The organism is Sphingomonas sp. (assembly GCF_035714405.1).
Taxonomy (GTDB): domain Bacteria; phylum Pseudomonadota; class Alphaproteobacteria; order Sphingomonadales; family Sphingomonadaceae; genus Sphingomonas.
Genome location: NZ_DASTMA010000022.1, coordinates 43,332 through 63,083, shown reverse-complemented (window position 1 = coordinate 63,083; position 19,752 = coordinate 43,332). Strand labels below are relative to the sequence as shown.

The 19,752-nt window shown below is 69.9% G+C and carries 19 protein-coding genes; 6 read left to right on the top strand and 13 right to left on the bottom strand.

The genetic code is table 11. The annotated features are described in order from the left end of the window. Positions 1-6: 6 nt before the first annotated feature. The 6 genes from VFQ64_RS13140 to VFQ64_RS13115 form a co-directional block, all read right to left on the bottom strand. Positions 7-1,089, bottom strand: coding sequence for an NAD(P)/FAD-dependent oxidoreductase (locus tag VFQ64_RS13140; protein WP_325103791.1), 1,083 nt, complete (start codon positions 1,087-1,089; stop codon positions 7-9). Beyond that, entirely contained in the window at positions 1,086-1,775 is a 690-nt protein-coding gene (locus tag VFQ64_RS13135; RefSeq protein WP_325103790.1) for a methyltransferase domain-containing protein, read from the bottom strand. Before VFQ64_RS13135 ends, VFQ64_RS13140 begins: the two co-directional genes overlap by 4 nt. Further along, positions 1,772-2,896 (bottom strand): type III polyketide synthase, encoded by a 1,125-nt coding sequence (locus tag VFQ64_RS13130; protein ID WP_325103856.1) that lies wholly within the window; start codon positions 2,894-2,896, stop codon positions 1,772-1,774. The genes VFQ64_RS13135 and VFQ64_RS13130 overlap by 4 nt, the downstream gene beginning before the upstream one ends. Beyond that, positions 2,883-3,419 (bottom strand): histidine phosphatase family protein, encoded by a 537-nt coding sequence (locus VFQ64_RS13125; protein WP_325103789.1) that lies wholly within the window; start codon positions 3,417-3,419, stop codon positions 2,883-2,885. The genes VFQ64_RS13130 and VFQ64_RS13125 overlap by 14 nt, the downstream gene beginning before the upstream one ends. Then, the gene (locus VFQ64_RS13120) at positions 3,416-6,184 is read right to left on the bottom strand and encodes an ATP-dependent DNA helicase (RefSeq protein WP_325103788.1); all 2,769 of its coding nucleotides are present in this window, start codon (positions 6,182-6,184) and stop codon (positions 3,416-3,418) included. The genes VFQ64_RS13125 and VFQ64_RS13120 overlap by 4 nt, the downstream gene beginning before the upstream one ends. Before the next feature lie 202 nt (positions 6,185-6,386). Then, positions 6,387-7,334 carry a hypothetical protein gene (locus tag VFQ64_RS13115; RefSeq protein ID WP_325103787.1) on the bottom strand — a complete coding sequence of 316 codons (948 nt, stop codon included), beginning with the start codon at positions 7,332-7,334 and terminating at the stop codon, positions 6,387-6,389. Between the two features lie 205 nt (positions 7,335-7,539). Here VFQ64_RS13115 and VFQ64_RS13110 point away from each other — a divergent pair, with 205 nt between their 5' ends. After that, positions 7,540-8,568, top strand: a complete 1,029-nt coding sequence (locus tag VFQ64_RS13110; protein WP_325103786.1) for a fatty acid desaturase — start codon at positions 7,540-7,542, stop codon at positions 8,566-8,568. Here VFQ64_RS13110 and VFQ64_RS13105 read toward each other — a convergent pair. Beyond that, complete coding sequence (locus VFQ64_RS13105) at positions 8,565-9,140, bottom strand: Uma2 family endonuclease (RefSeq protein WP_325103785.1); 576 nt, start codon at positions 9,138-9,140, stop codon at positions 8,565-8,567. The two genes, VFQ64_RS13110 and VFQ64_RS13105, sit on opposite strands and share 4 nt — an antisense overlap. Before the next feature lie 54 nt (positions 9,141-9,194). On the opposite strand from VFQ64_RS13105, the gene VFQ64_RS13100 reads away from it, so the two are divergent. Genes VFQ64_RS13100 through VFQ64_RS13090 form a run of 3 tightly spaced genes read left to right on the top strand, consistent with a single transcriptional unit; the run spans position 9,195 to position 12,353 of the window. Then, positions 9,195-10,769, top strand: a complete 1,575-nt coding sequence (locus VFQ64_RS13100) for a lysine--tRNA ligase (RefSeq protein WP_325103784.1) — start codon at positions 9,195-9,197, stop codon at positions 10,767-10,769. Further along, positions 10,762-11,340, top strand: a complete 579-nt coding sequence (locus tag VFQ64_RS13095) for an SOS response-associated peptidase family protein (protein ID WP_325103783.1) — start codon at positions 10,762-10,764, stop codon at positions 11,338-11,340. Before VFQ64_RS13100 ends, VFQ64_RS13095 begins: the two co-directional genes overlap by 8 nt. Next, the gene (locus tag VFQ64_RS13090; RefSeq protein ID WP_325103782.1) at positions 11,337-12,353 is read left to right on the top strand and encodes a histone deacetylase family protein; all 1,017 of its coding nucleotides are present in this window, start codon (positions 11,337-11,339) and stop codon (positions 12,351-12,353) included. Before VFQ64_RS13095 ends, VFQ64_RS13090 begins: the two co-directional genes overlap by 4 nt. Positions 12,354-12,412: 59 nt before the next feature. Here VFQ64_RS13090 and VFQ64_RS13085 read toward each other — a convergent pair whose 3' ends face one another. From VFQ64_RS13085 to murI, 6 genes are all read right to left on the bottom strand, one after another. Continuing rightward, positions 12,413-13,492, bottom strand: coding sequence for a TrmH family RNA methyltransferase (locus tag VFQ64_RS13085; protein WP_325103781.1), 1,080 nt, complete (start codon positions 13,490-13,492; stop codon positions 12,413-12,415). Positions 13,493-13,608: 116 nt separating this feature from the next. Further along, complete coding sequence (gene nrdR / locus VFQ64_RS13080; protein ID WP_325103780.1) at positions 13,609-14,082, bottom strand: transcriptional regulator NrdR; 474 nt, start codon at positions 14,080-14,082, stop codon at positions 13,609-13,611. A 127-nt stretch (positions 14,083-14,209) separates the two neighbouring features. Beyond that, entirely contained in the window at positions 14,210-14,386 is a 177-nt protein-coding gene (locus tag VFQ64_RS13075) for a hypothetical protein (protein ID WP_325103779.1), read from the bottom strand. Between the two features lie 5 nt (positions 14,387-14,391). Beyond that, positions 14,392-15,717, bottom strand: coding sequence for a serine hydroxymethyltransferase (gene glyA / locus VFQ64_RS13070; RefSeq protein WP_325103778.1), 1,326 nt, complete (start codon positions 15,715-15,717; stop codon positions 14,392-14,394). 164 nt (positions 15,718-15,881) lie between these two features. Continuing rightward, on the bottom strand, positions 15,882-17,126 hold the full coding sequence (gene hemA, locus VFQ64_RS13065) for a 5-aminolevulinate synthase (protein ID WP_325103777.1): 1,245 nt from the start codon (positions 17,124-17,126) through the stop codon (positions 15,882-15,884). Positions 17,127-17,150: 24 nt separating this feature from the next. Next, the gene (gene murI, locus VFQ64_RS13060; RefSeq protein WP_414712905.1) at positions 17,151-17,900 is read right to left on the bottom strand and encodes a glutamate racemase; all 750 of its coding nucleotides are present in this window, start codon (positions 17,898-17,900) and stop codon (positions 17,151-17,153) included. Positions 17,901-18,063: 163 nt separating this feature from the next. On the opposite strand from murI, the gene plsY reads away from it, so the two are divergent. Together plsY and dprA are read left to right on the top strand one after the other, a co-directional pair. Then, complete coding sequence (plsY, locus tag VFQ64_RS13055; protein ID WP_325103775.1) at positions 18,064-18,684, top strand: glycerol-3-phosphate 1-O-acyltransferase PlsY; 621 nt, start codon at positions 18,064-18,066, stop codon at positions 18,682-18,684. After that, positions 18,677-19,750, top strand: coding sequence for a DNA-processing protein DprA (gene dprA / locus VFQ64_RS13050; protein ID WP_325103774.1), 1,074 nt, complete (start codon positions 18,677-18,679; stop codon positions 19,748-19,750). The genes plsY and dprA overlap by 8 nt, the downstream gene beginning before the upstream one ends. Positions 19,751-19,752 lie beyond the last annotated feature (2 nt).

Genomic DNA, 19,752 nt, shown 5'->3' with positions numbered 1-19,752 from the left:
GAAGCGTCAACCACCGACGCGGGTCAGCCGCGCGAGCGCGTCGATCAAGGACGGACGCGCGGCGAGCAGGGCAGGAGCGGCGACGCGGCTCTCGGCTACGCGCCGGACCAGGCCGGCCACGGTCAGCGGTCGGGCGAGGCGGCGGGCAAAGCGGGGCTGCCACCGTGTCATCGCCGCTGCGCCCCCCGCCGCATAGGCGTGTGAGGCCGCCATGCCGCTGGCGATGGCGATGCCCATTCCCTCACCGGCGAGCGACGGGATCACGCCGGCCTGATCACCGAGCCGCACGATACCGGGCGGCGCGGTGTCCGCGCGCCAGCCATAAGGGACGTTGGCGATGGCGTCGATCGGGACGCCGAGATCGGCCAGGCCCAGTCGCTCGCCCAGCGCGGGCAGTTCCTCGCCGAGGCGGGCGATCAACGCGGTCGGGGAGCCGGCGAGGTCGAGCCGGGAGCGATGGACGGCCATGCACAGGTTGGCGGCCCCATCCTCTTGCAGGCACAGTCCGGCATAGCCGCCGGGGAAGAGGTGCAGCTCGATGGCACCGGCGAGCAGCTTGGTCAGCGCCGCCGAGGGTGGCAGCCGCAGGCGGAGCCCGAGAGTCGGGTCGCTGCCCCGCGCCTGCGCCGGGCGGGCAAGCCCCCGTACATCGTGCTTGCCGCTGGCGAGGAACATCGTGTCCGCCGACAGCGTGGCACCATCTGCGGTGCGGGCTTGCGTCCCTTCGATCGTCCGCACCGTGACGCCGCGCTCGACCGACGCGCCGACCGCCAGCGCGCGGGCGAGCAGCAGCGTGTCGAGACGGCGTCGCGACACCGCCAGCGCAGGGCGGGGCAGGGCGGCGGTCGCGGTGCGGTTGCCGGCGAACAGGCGCACGGTGGTCAGGCGGTCGCGGTTGAGCGCGTCGGCCTCGATCCCCAGTGCCGCCAGTCGGTCCAGCGTCCGCCAGCTGAGGAAGCCACCGCACAGCGCGTCGCCGGTGTCGCGGCTGCGCTCGACAAGGAGGTGCGCCAGCCCAGCGCGCGCCAGCCCGATCGCCGTCGCCGCGCCCGCAGGTCCGCCGCCGACGATCAGCGCGGGCGTCGTCACGAGATCTTGGCCACGCACAGCCGGAAGGGAAAGACGCGGCGGACTTGCGCGCCGGTGATGTCCGCCTCCGCCAGGATCGGCGGCCATTCGGCGGGACGGTAGCTGCGCGCGATCGACAACCGGCCGTCGTGGCGGACGATCGGATGCCAGCGCGCCAGTGCGGCGAGTAGCGGGTAGCCGCGATAGGCGAAGCCATGGCGATGCAGGTCGTTGATCAGCCAACCGACGCGCGCATGGGCATCCATCCACCGCAGGAAGGCGACGAGCTGCCCATGCGTCATGTGATGCGCGACGAGGCTGGAGATCACGCAGTCCCATCGCTCGCCGGCAAGATCGGCATAGTCGCCGGTGACCCAGCGGATCGGCAGCGTCGCCGGCGTGTGGACCCGCGCGGCCAATTCGCTGCGGGGGTTGAGGTCGACGCCGGCCAGTTCGACCGTCACGCCGCGTCTGCCCGCCCAGCGCGCGATGCGGCGGAGCATGTCGCCGTCGCCGAAGCCGACGTCGAGGATGCGCAGCGACCTGTGGCGTCGGGCGGCGCGGCTCAGGAAGGCGAGCGTCGGGCGCGCGGCCAGGGTGACCGCGTTGACCTTCGCGAGATCGCCGACCACCGCCTCGTAGACCGAAGGCGGTAGATCGTCGGCGTCCATCAGCTCTTCGGCCTCTGCCCGCACGGCGAGGCTCATGCGGATGCGAAGCCGAAGCCCTCGGCCGCGAGACCGGGGCCGAAGGCGAGCGCGACGCCGTTGCGCACGCGCGGCCCGGCAAGGAGGCGCTGGAGGACGAACATCAGCGTCGCCGACGACATGTTGCCATAGTCGCCGAGCACGGCGCGGGAGTGCTCCAGCGCCTCGGGCCGGAGCGACAGCGCGTTCTCCACCGCGTCGAGGATCGACCGGCCGCCGGCGTGGACAGCCCAGCCATCGACAGCTGAAGGTTCAACGCCACCGGTCGTCGCATCGCGCGTCGCCGCATCGGCCAGCGCGGCGGCGATGCGGCCGGGCACTTCGCCCGACAGATGCATCGCGAAGCCCTGGTCGGTGATGTCCCAGCGGATGAGGTGGTCGGACTCGGGCAGCGCGGCTGCGAAGGGTCGATCGAGGTGAAAGCCGCCGGGCTCGCCCGTGACCAGCGCCGCAGCGGCGCCGTCGCCGAACTGCAGCATGGCGAGCAGCGGCTCGATCTCGCGTACCTGCTGCAGATGCAGTGTCGACAATTCGACGGTGACCACCAGCACCCGCGCGCTCGGCTCCGAGCGGACGATGTGGCGGGCACTGCGCAGCGCCGCGACGGCGGCGTAGCAGCCCATGAAGCCGACCAGCAGGCGTTCGACCGATGGCGACAGTCCGAGGCGGGCGGCGATGATCTGATCGACGCCAGGGGCGACGAAGCCGGTGCAACTGGCGACGACGAGGTGGGTCAGGTCGTCCAGCGACACCTGCTCGCGCAGCCGGTCGATCGCCGCCAGCGCGAGTTCGGGCGCTGCCTGGGCATAGACGCGCATCCGTGCGGCCGTGCCGGGGTGCGCGTCGCCGTCATAGAAGCCGCCCGGCGCGACCGGCGAGCCGCCGCCGTCGGTTTCCGGCAACACCGACCAGCGATGGCGGATGCCGGCGCGCGCCGCCATGCGGTCGAACAGCCGCGCGCTCCGCGGCTCCACCTGGGCGCGCGCCCAGGCGATAAAGGCGGCGTGGACGTCGTGGGTCGGCACGGCGGTGCCGATGGCGTGGAGGTATGCGGACAGGGGGGCGACCTTTCGCCGGCTTAACGCGCGAGACGCGGTTCGGCCCCGGCTATTCTTCGTCAGGGCCGAGGGCGGGATCGAGGTCGCGGGGGCGGACGAAGCGGGCGAGCGTCGCGCCGCCTTCCGCCACGTCCGGCCAGCGATCAACCGCGAAGGAGAGTTCGGCGACGCTGGCGGTCGGGTATTTCTCCTCCACCGCGTCGCGCAGGCCCGCACCGGCGTCGGGCACGAGGAGGAGCACCAGGTCCTCGAGGCCGGGATTGTGGCCGACCAGCATCGCGCTCGGCACGTCCGGCAGGTCGCGGATCAGGTCGAGCAACGTCGCGGCGGAGGCGAGATAGATGCGCCGGTCCCACGCCGGGGCCAGCGTCCGGCCATAGCCGGTCGCGATCTCTTCCAGCGTCTGCTGCACCCGCAGCGCGGGCGACGCGATGATGTGGTCGAAGCCGAATTTCTCACGCCGCAGGTGCTTGCCTACGGTCGCGGCGGCACGGCGGCCCTTGGGGTTCAATGGCCGGTCGAAGTCGCGCTGCACGGCGTCGTCCCAGCCCGACTTGGCGTGGCGGAGCAGCGTCAGCGTCTTCATGCGGGTACGTCATGCCCCAGCGCAGCCGTGGTGGAAAGCCGCGAAGTGACCCTTGCGATCGCTTCATCCAAGGTGACGCGGACGATCGGCACCCCGGCCGGAAAGGCGGTGAGCAGCCGCGACGGCATGGCGGCGGACAGGAGGACGAACGCGCCGCGATCGGTGTTGGTGCGGATCAGCCGCCCAAATGCCTGCGCCAGCCGGGCGCGAACGATGCGGTCGTCATAGGCGCTACCGCCGCCGCCGGCGAGCTTGCGCGCGGCGTGGAGGACGGTCGGCTTGGGCCAGGGCACGCCCTCCATCACAACGAGCCGCAGCGAATCGCCCGGCACGTCGACGCCGTCTCTCAAAGCGTCGGTGCCGAGCAGGCTCGCATTGGGATCGTCGCGGAAGATGTCGACCAGCGTCCCGGTGTCGATCGGATCGACATGCTGGGCATGGAGCGGCAGCCCGTCGCGGGCGAGCCGGTCGGCGATGCGGCCGTGGACCGCGCGCAGCCGGCGGATGGCGGTGAACAGGCCGAGCGTGCCGCCGTTCGCCGCCGCGATCAGCCGTGCGTACGCGTTGGCGAGCGCACCCAGATCGCCGCGCGGCACGTCGGTGACGATCAGCACCTCCGCCTGTTCGGCATAATCGAACGGGCTCGGCGCCTCAAAATGCGTGGCGGGGCGGCCGAGATGGGGTACGCCGACGCGCGCCTCCGCCGTCGCCCAATCCGGTCCGTTCTGGCCGCCGCCGGCGGTCAGCGTCGCGCTGGTGACGAGGACGCCATGTGCGGGCTTGAGCACCACCTCCGCAAAGGGGCGGGTGGGGTCGAGCCAGCGGCGGTGGAGGCCGACGTCATACTCGCGGCCGTCGGCGCGCTCGACGGCGAGCCAATCGACGAAGTCGGGGTCCGCCGGGCCGCCGACGCGCGCGAGCAGCGCCAGCCAGCTCGCCACCGTCTCCGCGCGCCAGCCGATCGAGGCGATCGCGCCCTCGACGCGGGCGCGGGCGGGGGCGTCCATCCAATCTGGGGCTTCGGCGAGCACCGCTTCGAGGCGACGGCCAAGCGCATTGAGCGGCTTGACCAGTGCGTCGAGCGCCTGGGCGGCCGGCGCGGCGGCTTCGATCAGCGCGGGTGTCGGTTCGGCGAGTTCGGTCTCCAGGCCATAGCCGGCGTCGCCGGGCTGTTCGGCGCGGGCGTAGGTGAGGCCGCGCACGGCGGCGAGCAGCTGCTCGATCGCGCCGAAGGGCTGGCCCTCGACCAGCCGCTGCAACCAGCCGTCGCTGGGCAGCGCGCGCGCGGCGTCGACCGCCTGGCCGATCGCCTGCTGACCCGCCTCGTCATAGCTGGCAACATCCGACAGCCGCGCCTGCAAGCCGCGACGGCGGCCGCGCCCGGTGGCTTCGGGGCCCATGATCCAGCGGCGCAGCTCGACCGTCTCGGCGCCGGTCAGCGCGACGCCGAACATCGCGTCGGCGGCGTCGTGGAGGTGGTGGCCCTCGTCGAAGACATAGCGGGTGGGGCGGCTCGCCAGCTCGCGGCCGCGCGCCGCGTTGACCATCACCAGCGCGTGGTTGGCGATGACGATGTCGGCTTCGGCAGAGGCGCGGGCAGCGCGCTCGATGAAGCACTTCCGGTAGTGCGGGCAGCCGGCATAGACGCACTCGCCGCGGCGGTCGGTGAGCGCCACCGAGCCGTTGCGGCGGAACAAGGTCGTCAGCCAGCCGGGCAGGTCGCCGCCGACCATGTCGCCGTCGCGGGTGTACGCGCCCCAGCGCGCGACCAGCTGCGCCAGCACCGCCGCTCTCCCTGCGAAGCCGCCTTGCAGCGCGTCCTCCAGGTTGAGGAGGCACAGGTAGTTCTCGCGACCCTTCCTCGTCACAACGCGCTCGCGGTGGAGGATGGGGTCGGGGTGGAGGCGCTGGGTCTCGTGGGAAAGCTGGCGTTGCAGCGCCTTGGTGAAGGTCGAGATCCAGACCGCACCACCCGCCTTTTCGGCCCAGGTCGCGGCCGGGGCGAGGTAGCCCAGCGTCTTGCCGATGCCGGTGCCGGCCTGCGCCAGGATGATGTTGGGCGCGTCACGCACCGCCCGGGGCCCGAAGGCGGCGCTGGCGGCGACGGCGTAGGCGCGTTGGCCGGGGCGTTCCTCGGCGCCCTGGCCCGTCAGCGTCGCGAGGCGCGTCTCGGCCTCGCCGGGCTCGACCGGCACGGTGCGCGGGGTGGGGCGCGGGGCGGTCTCCTCCCACTCGGGCAGGCGCGCGAACAGCCAGCGTTCTGCCTTGTCGGGCTTGTGGAGCCGCTCCAGCACGGCCGGGGCCCAGGGCCAGCGCAGCCGCTGCAAGGAGGCCGCCGCCGTCCATGCGCCCTCGCGTTCGGGCCAGTTGGTGGCCGCGACCGACAGCAGCGCCTCGGTCGCTTCGAGCAGGAAGCTCGCCACCTCCTCGTCGCGGGTCGGTGGCGACAGGTCCACCGCGCGGGCGAGCCCGGCGGGCGTCGGTACGGCGAAGCGGGCGGGGTGGAGGAAGGCGAACAGCTCGAGCACGTCGAGGCCCGAAAGCTCCGCATAGCCCAGCCGCTGCCCGACCAGCGGCGCGTTGAGGAGGATCACCGGCGTCTCGGCCGCGACCCGGATCGCCTCCGCACGGCTGACGGTGCGAGTCTCGTTCGGCGTCGCGAGCCAGATGCCGGCATGGCTGGCATGGAGGGCGGGGTGGGGGAGCACCGCCCGGCTATACGGCGGAACGAACAGGCAACGCCAGTGCCGCCACGCAATGCCCATCGGGTCCGCGAGCCGCCGCGGGTTGCCGGCCGGCGCCTTTCAAGCGCAACGGACCTGGAAGTTGAGGGAAAGTTGAGGCCCGAAAGCGTCCTATCTCGTCCTGCGTCAGCACGAAAGTTGAGGGGAAGTTGAGGCCCGAATGCGACCTATCTTCATTCCAGTCCGCGCGGAAGTTGAGGGGAAGTTGAGGCCTAAATGCACCCTATTTGCGGCGGTGCCGAGCCCGAGCGGTTGGCGCGGGTCGATCCTCGGGGTGTTCCTCCAGCCATTGCGCATAGCAGCCCGGATCGCGCGCCGCAGGTTCGTCGACAGCCTCCTCCAACCGTTCCGCATGGGCGTTGCCGTACAACGCGTCCTCCCGTTGCTCACGCCGTTCGCGGCGCGCGCGCTGGCGGGCGGCGTGGGCCAGCACACGCGGGTGCGGGTCGGGCACCCTCGGCCACCGGTGACCTTCCGGCGGCTCGGGCGGCGCGGCGGCCAGCCGTTCGCCCTCGTCCCGCGCGCTGATGATGCGCGACTTCATCTGCTCGGGAGGGCCGAGCAGATGCGGCTCGGCCGGGGTCACGGGCGCGAGGCTGTCGATCACCTCGGCAACCGGGACGGCCGGCGCGGGCGGCGGTTCGTCGGCGCGGCGCACCTCCTTGTCGACATGGCGGAAGCGTTCGGGATGATAGGCCTTGAGCAGGGTGATCGCCATGCGGGTGTTATACCGGCGCTTCGACCCGACGCGGACGCCGTCCTGGTCGAAGACGGGGATCTCCTCGCCCAGGATCGCCTGTTCGAACGCGACATCGAGCAGCCGGTCGGCGGCGCGCGTCAGCACCGCGGCCCAGGCGCGCGCGAACCCCTCGCCGCCGCGAGCGTTGCGCAGGGTGTAGGCCGACTGGACGGACCGGTTGACCTCCTGGCATGCCTGTTCGACGATGCCGGTGCGCGCCAGCGCCTCGATGAACGCCTGTTGCACCTCCGTCGTCCAACCATCCTTGCGCGCGCGGCGCGGGACAGGTCGCCATTCGAACTCGGCCGGATCGAAGCCGTTCGCGTCGAGAACGCTGCCGCCGCGTGGAGTGGCGGCGCGGCCGCCGCTGGGAGTGGAAGGGACGCACGCGACCGGAGCCGCGGCGGGGTTGCTGTGGGATTCGTCTGTCATCCGACAGGGTAAGACAGACAAGGGTGGTTGTAGGACAGCGGTTTTTCGCGCTCGGATGCGGCCGTGCGGCGCCTGCGCGACCGTTGCCTCAAGATTGATCCATGCAGCTTTTCTCCGCCCCGGCGCGTTGATCTTTCGGCAGGGTAGGGCGATGTATGGGGGACGGCCCGCGTCGTGCCCGCTGATGAAGGTTGTCTTGTCTCGCATGACCCAGTCCGTTCCGTCCTCGACCATGGCGCTCGATGTGCGCGCCGCGGCCAAGCAGCTGGCGCGGCATCGGGAGGTCAATTCCACCCGGGGCTGGGTGGAGCTGGCGATCACGGTGGCCCCGTTCGTGCTGTGCTGGCTGGCGATGTGGCTGGTGTTCGACGTCAGTTATCTGCTGACGCTGCTGATCGCGATCCCGGCGTCCGGGTTCCTGCTGCGGCTGTTCCTGATCCAGCATGATTGCGGCCACGGCGCGTTCTTTCGGCAGCGGCGCGCGAACGATTGGGTGGGACGGTGCCTGGGGGTGCTGACGCTGAGCCCGTATGACTTCTGGCGACGCACCCATGCGATGCACCACGCCGGCACCGGCAATCTCGACAAGCGCGGCATCGGCGACGTCGATACGCTGACGGTCGCCGAATATGCAGCACTGCCCCGCGTCGCGCGCTTCCGCTACTGGCTATACCGGCATCCGGTGGTGCTGTTCGGGCTGGGGCCGGCCTATCTGTTCTTCTTGCGTTATCGGCTGCCCCTGGGGCTCGCCAAGAGCGGCTGGCGGCCGTGGCTGAGCACGATGGGCACCAACGTCGCGATCGTCGCGCTGTCGGCGGGGCTGATCCTGCTGGTGGGGTGGAAGACCTTCCTGATGATCCAGATACCGGTGACGCTGATGGCGGCGTCGGCGGGGGTGTGGCTGTTCTATGTCCAGCACCAGTTCGAGCATACCCACTGGTCGCCCAAGGAAGAGTGGAGCTATCACGAGGCGGCGGTGTACGGCAGCTCCCACCTGGCGCTGCCGGGCGTGTTGCGCTGGTTCACCGCCAATATCGGCATGCACCACCTGCACCATCTGTGCAGCGGCGTGCCCTTTTACCGCCTGCCCGCGGCGTTGAAGGCGCTGCCGGAGCTGGCGAACGTCAACCGGCTGACGCTGCGCGACAGCTTGCGCTCGGTGCGGCTGGTGCTGTGGGACGAGCGCGCGCGGCGGCTGATCTCGTTCCGCGAGGCGCGCGCGGCGCTGGGTTAAAGGATGGCGGAGCCGTCGATCGCGAGGTCGGGGATGGTCAGGGATGCCAGCGGCCCGGCGAGAGGGATTGGCTGTTCCTGACGGTAGACGCCCTCGGCAGGCTCGGCGAACCGGTGTACCTCGGCCTTGTTGACGTCCACGACCCAATATTCCGGCACACCGGCCTGGGCATAGATGTCGCGCTTGACCTTCATGTCCTTGCGCAGGGTGGTGCGCGACACTTCGATGAGAAGCCGAACGCCCGATACCGGCAGGAACCCCGGGCCCATCTCAGGCGCGTCGGTGACCGCCACATCTGGGTCCAGCGCATTGTTTGGAGGCATTGACACTGTCGGCGTGGTGACAGCCACCAGCGGGGAGCCAATCTCCTTCAAGGCTTCGCGAAGCCGGACTGCAAGCTCGAAGCTCAAGAAGGTGTGGGAAACCGCTTGCGAGTTCATGCTGACGATCATCCCCTCGAGGAGTTCGACGTTCGAACCCTCTTCCACAACGCCCTGCTCCATCAGGTCGTGATACTGGTCCACCGTGAGCTTGAACGGCTGCGAGTCTTCGAAGGCGAGCGCCAGGTCCATATCTTGCCATAGCATTTGCGTGAGGCTTGCCAAAGCGGCACATGCGCCGACGCTATGACCGACGATCTCCGCACTGCCGCTCTCGAGTCCAAGGCCTGGCCGTATGAGGAGGCGCGCAAGTTGCTGGCGCGCTGGCCGGAGGGGAAGCCGGGCGGCGCGCCGGTGCTGTTCGAAACCGGCTATGGGCCTTCGGGGCTGCCGCATATCGGCACGTTCCAGGAGGTGCTGCGCACGACGATGGTGCGTCGCGCTTATGAAGAGATGACCGGTCGGCCGACGCGGCTGCTCGCGTTCAGCGACGATATGGACGGGCTGCGCAAGGTGCCCGACAATGTGCCCAACGGCGCGATGCTGACCGAATTTCTCGGTAAGCCGCTCAGCCGCATTCCCGATCCGTTCGAGACGCATGAGAGCTTCGCGGCGCACAACAATGCAATGCTCCGCGACTTCCTCGACCGGTTCGGCTTCGACTACGAGTTCGTGTCTTCGACCGACTATTACGGCTCGGGGCGGTTCGACGAGGCGCTGAAAGTCGTCTTGCGCAACTTCGATGCGGTCCAGGCAGTGATGCTGCCGACGCTCCGCGCCGAGCGGGCCGCGACCTATTCGCCGGTGCTGCCGATTTCGCCCAAGTCGGGTGTCGTGTTGCAGGTGCCGGTCGAGGTGGTGGACGCCGACGCCGGCCTGGTGCGGTTCGTGGACGAGGGCGAGACGATCGTGCAGTCGGTGCTGGGCGGTCGGGCCAAGCTGCAGTGGAAGCCCGATTGGGGCATGCGCTGGGCAACGCTCGGCGTCGATTACGAGATGTACGGCAAGGACCTGATCGACAGCGGCATGCTAGGCGGGCGGATCGCGCACATCCTGGGCGGGCGGAAGCCCGAGGGCATGGTGTACGAGCTGTTCCTGGACGCGGCTGGGCAGAAAATCTCCAAGTCGAAGGGCAACGGGCTGTCGATCGACGAGTGGCTGACCTATGGCCCGGAGGAGAGCCTCGCCTTCTACATCTATCGGGAGCCCAGGAAGGCGAAGTCGCTGCACCTGGGGCTGATCCCGCGCGCGATCGACGATTACTGGCAGTTCCGCGACAATTACCATCGCCAGGAGGCAAAGGAGCGGCTCGGCAATCCGGTGCACCACGTCCATGGCGGCCAGGTGCCGCAGGACGTATTGCCGGTGACGTTCGGTCTGCTGCTCAACCTGGTAGGCGTGCTGGGGGAGGCGACCAAGCCGCAGGTCTGGGGGTATCTCGCCAACTACCTGCCGGATGCGACGGCGGCGGACTATCCGGCGCTCGACCGGCTGATCGACTATGCGTTGGCTTATGCCCGGGATTTCGTCGCGCCGACGCTGGTGAAGCGCGCGCCCGACGCGCGGGAGGCCGAGGCGTTGCGGACGCTTGACGATGGGCTGGCGGCGCTGCCGGTGGCGGCCTCGGCGGAGGACATCCAGAATGTGGTCTATGAAGCGGGCAAGGCGGTGTTCGGAAAGGAGGCGCTGCGGGACTGGTTCAAGGCACTGTACGAGACGCTGCTGGGGACCAGCCAGGGGCCGCGGATGGGGAGCTTCATCGCGCTGTACGGGGTAGCGAACTCGCGGCGGCTGATCGCGGAGGCGCTGGCGCGTGTGTAACGAGGCGGCGCGGCGAATCGAGCTGGGCCTGTTGCGCGAGGATTGGGGGCAGACGCGGATCCCGCTGACCTTTCCGGAAGGGCTGCCGAACATGGCGCCGCTCGACGGGTTCAAGATCACCGACTCCTCCGTCATCATTCGCGGCGATACGGCGCAGGCGGAGCTGGTGACGCGGCGGTGGAGCTGGCCGGGGGCAGGCGGCAAGCCGGTGTATAATTTCCGGTCGGACGGACGGACTTTGGACAAAGGTCGGTGCCTGATCCCCGTGGATCAATTCTACGAGTTCACCGCGCCCGCCGACCCCAAGCAGAAGCGCAAGGACAAATGGGCGTTCCGCCTCGCTGGGCACGATTGGTTCTGCATCGCCGGGCTGTGGCGGACCGATCCCACGGTGGGCGAGGCGTGGACGATGCTGACCTGTCCGCCGGGGCCGGACGTAGCACCCTATCATGGCCGGCAGGTGGTGGTGCTCGGGCGCGAGGATTGGGGGCGGTGGCTCGACCCCGGTGTGCCGTCGGCCGAACTGTGCCGGCCGCTGCCGGCGGGGAGCCTGACGGTGGCGCGGGCATGAGGCGGTTCTTCTCGCCCCGCCAGCTCGCCCATGCGCCGGCGCTGGAGCTGCACAATGGCGGCTTCGTCCCGTACGCGGAGGTGCCCGCGCGGGCGGCGATGATCCTGGCCGCGATCGGCGGCGCGGCAGAGCCGGTGGACGCCGGCATGGCGCCGATCGAGGCGGTGCACCATGCCGATTACCTCGCCTTCCTGCGCGAGGCGCCGGGGTTGTGGCGCGCGGCGGGACGGAGCGGGGATGCGATCCCCTATGCCTTTCCGGTAGTCGGGCGGCGGCCGCTCAGGCTCCACCGGATCGACGCGCTGCTCGGGCGCTACGGCTTCGACGCCACGACGCCACTGACGCCGGACACCTGGGACACCGCCTATTGGAGCGCGCAGACGGCGCTCGCCGCGACGGGCGCGGTGCTCGGCGGCGAGCGGACCGCGTTCGCGCTGTGCCGGCCGCCGGGGCATCATGCGGGGGCGGATTATTGCGGGGGCTATTGCCACCTCAACGTCGCCGCCATCGCGGCGCAAGCGGCACGCGATGCCGGCGTCGCGCGGGTGACGGTGCTCGACATCGACTATCATCACGGCAACGGCACGCAGGACATCTTCTGGGACCGCGGCGACGTGTTCTACGCCTCCGTTCATGCCGATCCGGCGACCGACTATCCCTTCTATTGGGGCCATGCGGACGAGCGCGGGGAAGGGGCGGGGGAGGGCGCGACGCTCAACCTGCCGCTGTCGCACGGGACGACGCTCGACGAATTCCGGCGAGCGCAGGGCGAAGCGCTGGCGGCGATCGCGGCTTTCGGCCCGGGGCTGCTGGTGGTCAGCTTCGGCGCGGACACCTGGGAGGGCGATCCGATCAGCCGCTTCGCGTTGAAGACGGCCGACTACGCGCTGCTGGCGCGCGACATCGCCGCGTGCGGCTGGCCGACCGTGATCGTGATGGAGGGCGGCTATGCGGTCGACGCGCTGGGCGCGAATGTGGCAAGTTTCCTCGGCGGGTTCTCACCCCGGGGCTGAGGTTGATGCCCTTCGACTTCGCTCAGGGCGAACGGAGGTGGGGGCGCTCCGCTGTTGCTTCAGTCGGGCCGACCCTGACGCTTGGCCCCGGCGAGTGCCGACAGGATGCCGCGCACCGTCCGTATCTCCTGGCTCGACCAGCCCGGCTTGGTCAGCAGCGTCCGGACGGTGCGGCGGATCGTCGGCACACGGTCGGGCGGGAAGAAGAAGCCGGCGGGCACCAGCATCGCGTCGAGCTGTGCGATCATGCCTTCGAGCTCGTCCTGGGGTGCCGGCGGTTCGAGGTCGACCTGTGGCGGCTGCGCGAGCGTCTCGCCCTTCGACCACTCATAGGCCACCAGGATCACCGCCTGCGCGAGGTTGAGCGAGCCGAATTGCGGGTTGATCGGCACCGTCAGGATCGCACGCGCGAGCGCCACGTCGTCGGTGTCGAGCCCCGACCGCTCCGGCCCGAACAGCACCGCCGAGCGGCCGGGCGCGGCGTGGATCGCCTGAGCGGCGGCTTCGGGGGTGACCACCGGCTTGGTGACGCCGCGCTTGCGCACGGTAGTGGCATAGACATGCGCGCAGTCGGCGACCGCCGCGGCGGTGGTGTCATAGACCTGGGCGTTGGCGAGCACCTGGTCCGCGCCCGACGCCGCGGGGCCGGCGAGCGGGTTGGGCCACCCGTCGCGGGGGGCGACGAGGCGGAGTTCGGTGAGCCCGAAATTGAGCATCGCACGCGCCGCCTTGCCGATGTTCTCGGCGAGTTGCGGGCGGACGAGGACGATGACGGGGTTGGGATTGGTGGTCTTTTCCACCTCCCGTTCGTCCCGACTAGGCGTCGAGCTTGTCGAGACGGCGTATCGAGGGAAGCTCTCCGGTCGCTTCTTCGCCGCCGCGCTCAGGGCCGCCCAGTCACTTCGAAACAGAGCCTCCTTCTTTGCCCGAGACCAGCCCTTGATCTGCCGCTCCGCCTCGAGCGCTTCCAAACGGGTGAGGAAATCCTGGCACCACATAAGCGTCACGGGGCGGCGCTTTTGCGTATAGCCAGCAATCGTACCGAGGTTATGCTGCCCGAGGCGGCGTTCAAGCTCGTCGGTGTGGCCGGTGTAGTAGCTGTTGTCGGCACAGCGGACGACATAGGCCCAGAAGCTCATCTGTTGCGCTTATCCCTCGATATGCCGTCTCGACAAGCTCGACGGCTACTCGGGACGAACGGGAGTAGGAGCCCCGAATGTTGCCCTCGCCACGCACCTGCAGGCGCAACAGTCGCTCAGGACGAACGGGTTGGGGTGCCGACTTCCCCCACCGATCCCGCGAACGCCTCGAAGTCGCGTGCCTCGCTGAAGTCGCGGTAGACGGAGGCGAAGCGGATATACGCCACCGAATCCAGCCCCTTCAGCCCGTCCATCACCAGCTCGCCGATGCGCTTGGAGGTGACCTCGCTCTCGCCGCCGGTCTCGAGCTGGCGCTGGATGCCGGACACCAGCCGCTCGAGGCGCGGTGGGTCGATCGGCCGCTTGCGCGCGGCGATGCTGATCGAGCGGAGCAGCTTGTCGCGGTCGAACGGCTCGCGTCGGTCCTCGGACTTCAACACGGTCAGCTCGCGCAGCTGGATGCGCTCAAAGGTGGTGAAGCGCGCAGCACAGCCCTCGCACTGCCGCCGCCGCCGGATCGCGGCGCCGTCCTCGGTCGGGCGGCTGTCCTTTACCTGGCTGTCTTCATGCGCGCAGAACGGGCAGCGCATTAATCGACGACCTCACGGTCGCGCCGCACCGGCCCACACCCCCACCCGGCCTCCCACAGAGTATCCTGATTGGGAGGCCGGGTGGGGGTGTGGGCCGTTGCGGCCTCGGCGCGCGAGCGCCGCAAGGTCACGCCTTGTTGCGCTTGGTATAAGCGTAAATTGCGCCGGCGATCGCGCCGAGCGGCGGGCCGATGAAAGGAACCGGGATCGCGACCACCGCGCCCAGCGCACCCCATTTGGCCATGCTCTTGCCGAGGCCGGGCGTGTTCTTGATCGTGTCCTGTACGTCGTCGATCTGGGACATGGGTCTTATCCTTGATAGATGGGAAAGCGCGCGCACAAGGCCCGGACGCGCACGCGGACCGCATGTTCCACCTGCGCGTCGCCACCCTCGCCATTCTTCGCCAGGCCGTCGAGCACGTCGGCGACCATGTGGCCGATCTCGCGGAACTCGGCCGGGCCGAAGCCGCGGGTGGTGCCGGCGGGGGAGCCGATGCGGATGCCGCTGGTCTTGACCGGCGGCAGCGGATCGTTGGGTATGCCGTTCTTGTTGCAGGTGATGCCGGCGCGCTCCAGCGCCTCATCGGCGTCCTTGCCGGTCACGCCGAGTGGGGTGAGGTCGACCAGCGCCAGATGCGTGTCGGTGCCGCCGGAGACGAGGTCAGCGCCGCGCTCGTTGAGCGTGGCGGCGAGCACCTTGGCGTTCTCGACCACGGCGGCGATGTAGCCCTTGAAGTCCGGCCGCAGCGCCTCGCCGAACGCCACCGCCTTCGCGGCGATGACGTGCATCAGCGGCCCGCCCTGCAGGCCCGGAAAGACGGCGGAGTTGATCTTCTTGGCGATGGCGTCGTCGTCGGTGAGGATCATGCCGCCGCGCGGGCCGCGCAGCGTCTTGTGTGTCGTGGTGGTGACGACATGCGCGTGACCGAACGGGGTCGGGTGAAGACCCGCCGCGACGATGCCGGCGAAATGCGCCATGTCGACCATGAAATAGGCGCCGACCGCATCGGCGATGGCGCGGAAGCGCGCGAAGTCGATATGGCGCGGATAGGCGGAGCCGCCGGCGATGATGAGTTTTGGCTGGTGCTCGCGGGCGAGCGCCTCCACCTGGTCATAGTCGATCAGGTGGGTGTCGGGATGGACGCCGTACTGGACCGCGTTGAACCACTTGCCGCTCATCGCCGCGCGCGCGCCGTGGGTCAGGTGGCCGCCGGCGTCGAGGCTCATGCCCAGGATCGTGTCGCCGGGCTTGACCAGCGCCAGCATCACCGCGCCATTGGCCTGCGCGCCCGAATGCGGCTGGACGTTGGCGTGGGCGCAGCCGAACAGTTGCTTGGCCCGGTCGATCGCGAGCTGCTCGACCTCGTCCGACGGGTGGCAGCCCTGGTAATAGCGCTTGCCCGGATAGCCTTCGGCGTATTTGTTGGTGAAGACCGACCCTTGCGCCTCCAGCACGGCGCGCGACACGATGTTCTCGGACGCGATCAGCTCGATCTGCGTCTGCTCGCGGTCGAGTTCGTGCGCGATGCCGGCGGCGATCGCCGGGTCGGCGTCGGCGAGGCTGCGCGTGAAGAAGCCGCCATCCAGTTCATGGGGCGGCTGGACGTCCTGGATATGGGCGGGCTGGGTGCTCATGGGCGAGCTCCTTGGCTGAGGCGGGTTCGCCACGCGCCATAGCCGCTGTCATGCATCCGCGCCACCGCCCACTCGCGCGTGAACATGTTCGGTGACTGCTGCGCGGATTTCCCATCTGCTCGGCGCTAACGGCGACCCGAGCGGATGCGCGTGTTACACGACGATCAGGCTGCTTGGCGCAGCTCCAGCCGGCCCCAGATCTCCACCAGCGCCTGCGTCAGCTCACGCATCATCGTCTCGTCATGCGCGGGGCCCGGCGTAAAGCGCAGGCGCTCGCTGCCGCGAGGCACGGTCGGGTAATTGATCGGCTGGACGTAGATGCCGTACTCGGCGAGCAGCACGTCGCTGATCCGCTTCGCCTTGACCGGATCACCGACCATCAGCGGGACGATGTGCGTCTCGCCCGGCATCACCGGCAGCCCGGCATCGGTCATCATCGCCTTGAGCATCGCGGCGGCGGCCTGCTGGGCATCGCGCTCGGCCGTGGACGCCTTGAGATGGCGGACGCTCGCCAGAACGCCGGCGACCAGCACCGGCGACAATGAGGTCGTGAAGATGAAGCCCGGCGCGTAGCTGCGGATCACGTCGACGATGGTGCGATCGGCGGCGATGTAGCCACCCATCACGCCGAACGCCTTGCCGAGCGTCCCCTCCAGCACCGTGATGCGATGCGCGACGCCCTCGCGCTCGGTGATGCCGCCGCCGCGCGGGCCATACATGCCGACGGCGTGGACCTCGTCGCAATAGGTCAGCGCGTTGTAGCGGTCGGCGAGGTCGCAGATCGCGGTGACGGGGGCAATATCGCCCTCCATCGAATAGACGCTCTCGAACGCGATCAGCTTCGGCGCGGCGGGATCCTCGGCGGCGAGCAGTGCCTCCAGATGCACGAGATCGTTGTGGCGGAAGATGCGCTTCTCGCAACCAGCGCCGCGGATGCCGGCGATCATCGAGGCGTGGTTGAGTTCGTCGGAGAAGATGACGATGCCGGGCAGTACCTTGGCGAGCGTCGACAGCGTCGCCTCGTTGGAGACATAGCCGCTGGTGAACAGCAGCGCGGCTTCCTTGCCGTGCAGGTCGGCGAGCTCGCCTTCCAAATCGACATGGTAATGCGTGTTGCCGCCGATGTTGCGGGTGCCGCCCGAACCGGCGCCGACATCGTGCAACGCTTCTTCCATCGCCGCGATCACCTTGGGGTGCTGGCCCATCGCGAGATAGTCGTTCGAGCACCACACCGTGATCGGCTTCGGGCCGTTATGCCCGGCAAAGCAGCGCGCGTTGGGATAGGCGCCCTTGTTGCGCAGGATGTCGATGAAGACGCGATAGCGCCCCTCGGCATGCAGCCGGTCAATCGCCTGCGAAAAGACGCGGCCATAGTCGACTCGAGGCGGGACGGACGCGTCGCTGATCATGATGGGGCGTGCGCCTAGCCGCTTTTATGCGCGTTCGCCAGTGGACGAAAGGTCCATGGCTTCGGCGAAGCCGCGCGCGCGCAAAGTCGCCGCGATCCCGTGCTCGCGCTCGCCCAAGCGGGTGAAGATCAGTCGGTGCGGCGGCGGGTCGCGCGGCCAGTCCTGCCCGGCGGTGAGGTGCGCGATCCGCCGCGCGATGCCCGCGCCGCCATCGACGAAGCGGACATGCGGCGCGATCGCGGTCATCTCCGTTTCGAGCAGCGGGAAATGGGTGCAGGCATTGACGATCACGTCGATGCGCTCGCCGCCGGGCTGATCGAGTAGCCCTGCGAGCTCGCGGGCGATCTCTTCGCGGGCCGGCACGGCACCGGCGAGCTTGGCCTCGGCTAGATCGACCAGCCGCGCCGAGCCGTGCCGCAGCACCGTGCAGTCGGCGGCGAAGCGGCGCGCGAGATCGTCGACATAGGGTTGGCGCACCGTCGCCTGCGTCCCCAGTACACCGATCACGCGCGTCTTGCTCAGTTCGGCCGCGGGTTTGATGGCGGGGACGGTGCCGACCACCGGCACGTCCAGCGCCGCGCGGACTGCCGCCAGTGCAATGGTGGAGGCGGTGTTGCAGGCGACCACCACGAGCCTGGGCCGGAAGCGTTCGACCAACCGCCCGAGCAGCGCGGGCACACGGCCGGAAATCTCTGCTTCGTCGCGCGTCCCATAGGGAAACCCCGCGGAGTCCGCCGCGTATACGATCGGCGCGCGCGGCAGCAGCGCCAGCATCGGCGCGACCACCGACAGGCCGCCGACGCCTGAGTCGAACAAGAGGAGTGGCGCGTTGCTCACGCGCGACCGTTTAGGACATTGGTGCAGCCGTACCAAATCTGCCGCAGGTTGTTTGGCGGACATCGAAGTTTCGGCTATCTACCCTGAGGAAGGGAACGGGGTGGAAACACAGGTTATCTGGTTGGCGCCTCTGGCGGTGCTGCTGCTCGGCTATCTGCTGGGCTCGATACCTTTTGGCGTGATCCTCACCCGCCTTGGCGGCGCCGGCGACGTGCGCGCGATCGGCTCCGGCAACATTGGCGCGACCAACGTGCTGCGCACCGGGCGCAAGGGGCTGGCGGCGGCGACGCTGGTGCTCGACGCGCTGAAGGGCGTGGCGGCGGTGCTGATCGTGCGGCAATTCTCGCCGGCAGACGAGCCGCTGGCGGCGGCGGGTGCGTTCCTGGGCCATTGTTATCCGGTCTGGCTGGGGTTCAAGGGCGGCAAGGGCGTGGCGACGCTGCTCGGCATCGCGCTCGCGCTGCATTGGCCGGTCGGGCTGGTCTATGCGGGCGTGTGGATCACGGTGGTGGCGGTGCTGCGCCTGTCCTCGCTCGCGGGCATCATCGCGGCGGTCTCCGCGCCGGTATCGGCGGCGTTGTTCGAGCGCTTCGACCTGGTGCTGCTGTTCCTGTCGCTGGCGCTGATCCTGTTGTGGAAGCACCGCCAGAATATCGAGCGGCTGCTGGCGGGCACCGAGCCCCGGGTCGACGGGTCGCGGGACGTGCCGGTCGGTGAGTGACGTCGCCGCGCGGCTGCGGCTGCTGCGTACGCCGGGCGTGGGGCCGGTCACCTTCCGTCAGCTGCTGGCGCGGTTCGGCACACCGGGCGCGGCATTGGATGCGTTGCCGCAACTGGCGCGTCGCGGCGGCGGTGACGCACCGCGGGTGCCCGATCTCGCCATGGTTGAACGCGAGCAGGCGACGGTGGCGCGGCTGGGCGCGCGCTATCTGATCCTGGGCGACGCCGATTACCCCGCGCTGCTGGGCGAACTCGACAACGCGCCGCCCGCGCTGATCGTGCGCGGCGATGTCGCGTTGCTGCGGCGGGTCTGCGTCGCGATCGTCGGCGCGCGCAACGCTTCGGCGGCGGCATGCCGTTTCGCGCGACAACTCGCGCACGACCTGGCGGGCGACGTGACGGTCGTATCGGGGCTGGCGCGCGGCATCGACACCGCCGCGCATGTCGGCAGCCTGTCGGGCGGCACGGTGGCGGTGATCGCGGGCGGTATCGACGTCGCGTTTCCGCCGGAGAATGCCGAATTGCAGGAACGGATCGCGACCGAAGGCCTGCTGGTCGCGGAGATGCCGCCGGGCACCGAGCCCCGCGCGCGCCACTTCCCCTATCGCAACCGCATCATCGCCGGCATCGCGCAGGGCACGGTGGTGGTGGAGGCGGCGCCCAAGTCGGGCTCGCTGATTACCGCGCGGCTGGCGGCGGAAGCGGGACGCGAGGTGATGGCGGTCCCCGGCTCGCCGCTCGATCCGCGGGCGCAGGGGTGTAATCTGCTGATCCGCGAAGGCGCGACACTGGTGCAGAGTGCGGCCGACGTGCTGGAGCTGCTGCGCCCGATAGACCCCCGCAGTGTCCGCGCGCCCGCATCCCCGTTCGACGCCGCGCCGCCGGAGGACGCGAGCGACCGCGATCGGGCGAGGGTCACCGACCTGCTCGGCCCGGTCCCGGTCGGCGTCGACGAGCTGATCCGCCAGGCCGGCCTGGCGCCGGCGGTGGTGCAGACGGTGCTGCTGGAGCTGGAGCTGGCGGGGCGGCTGGAGCGGCACGCCGGCGGGCGGGTTAGCTTGCGGTAGCT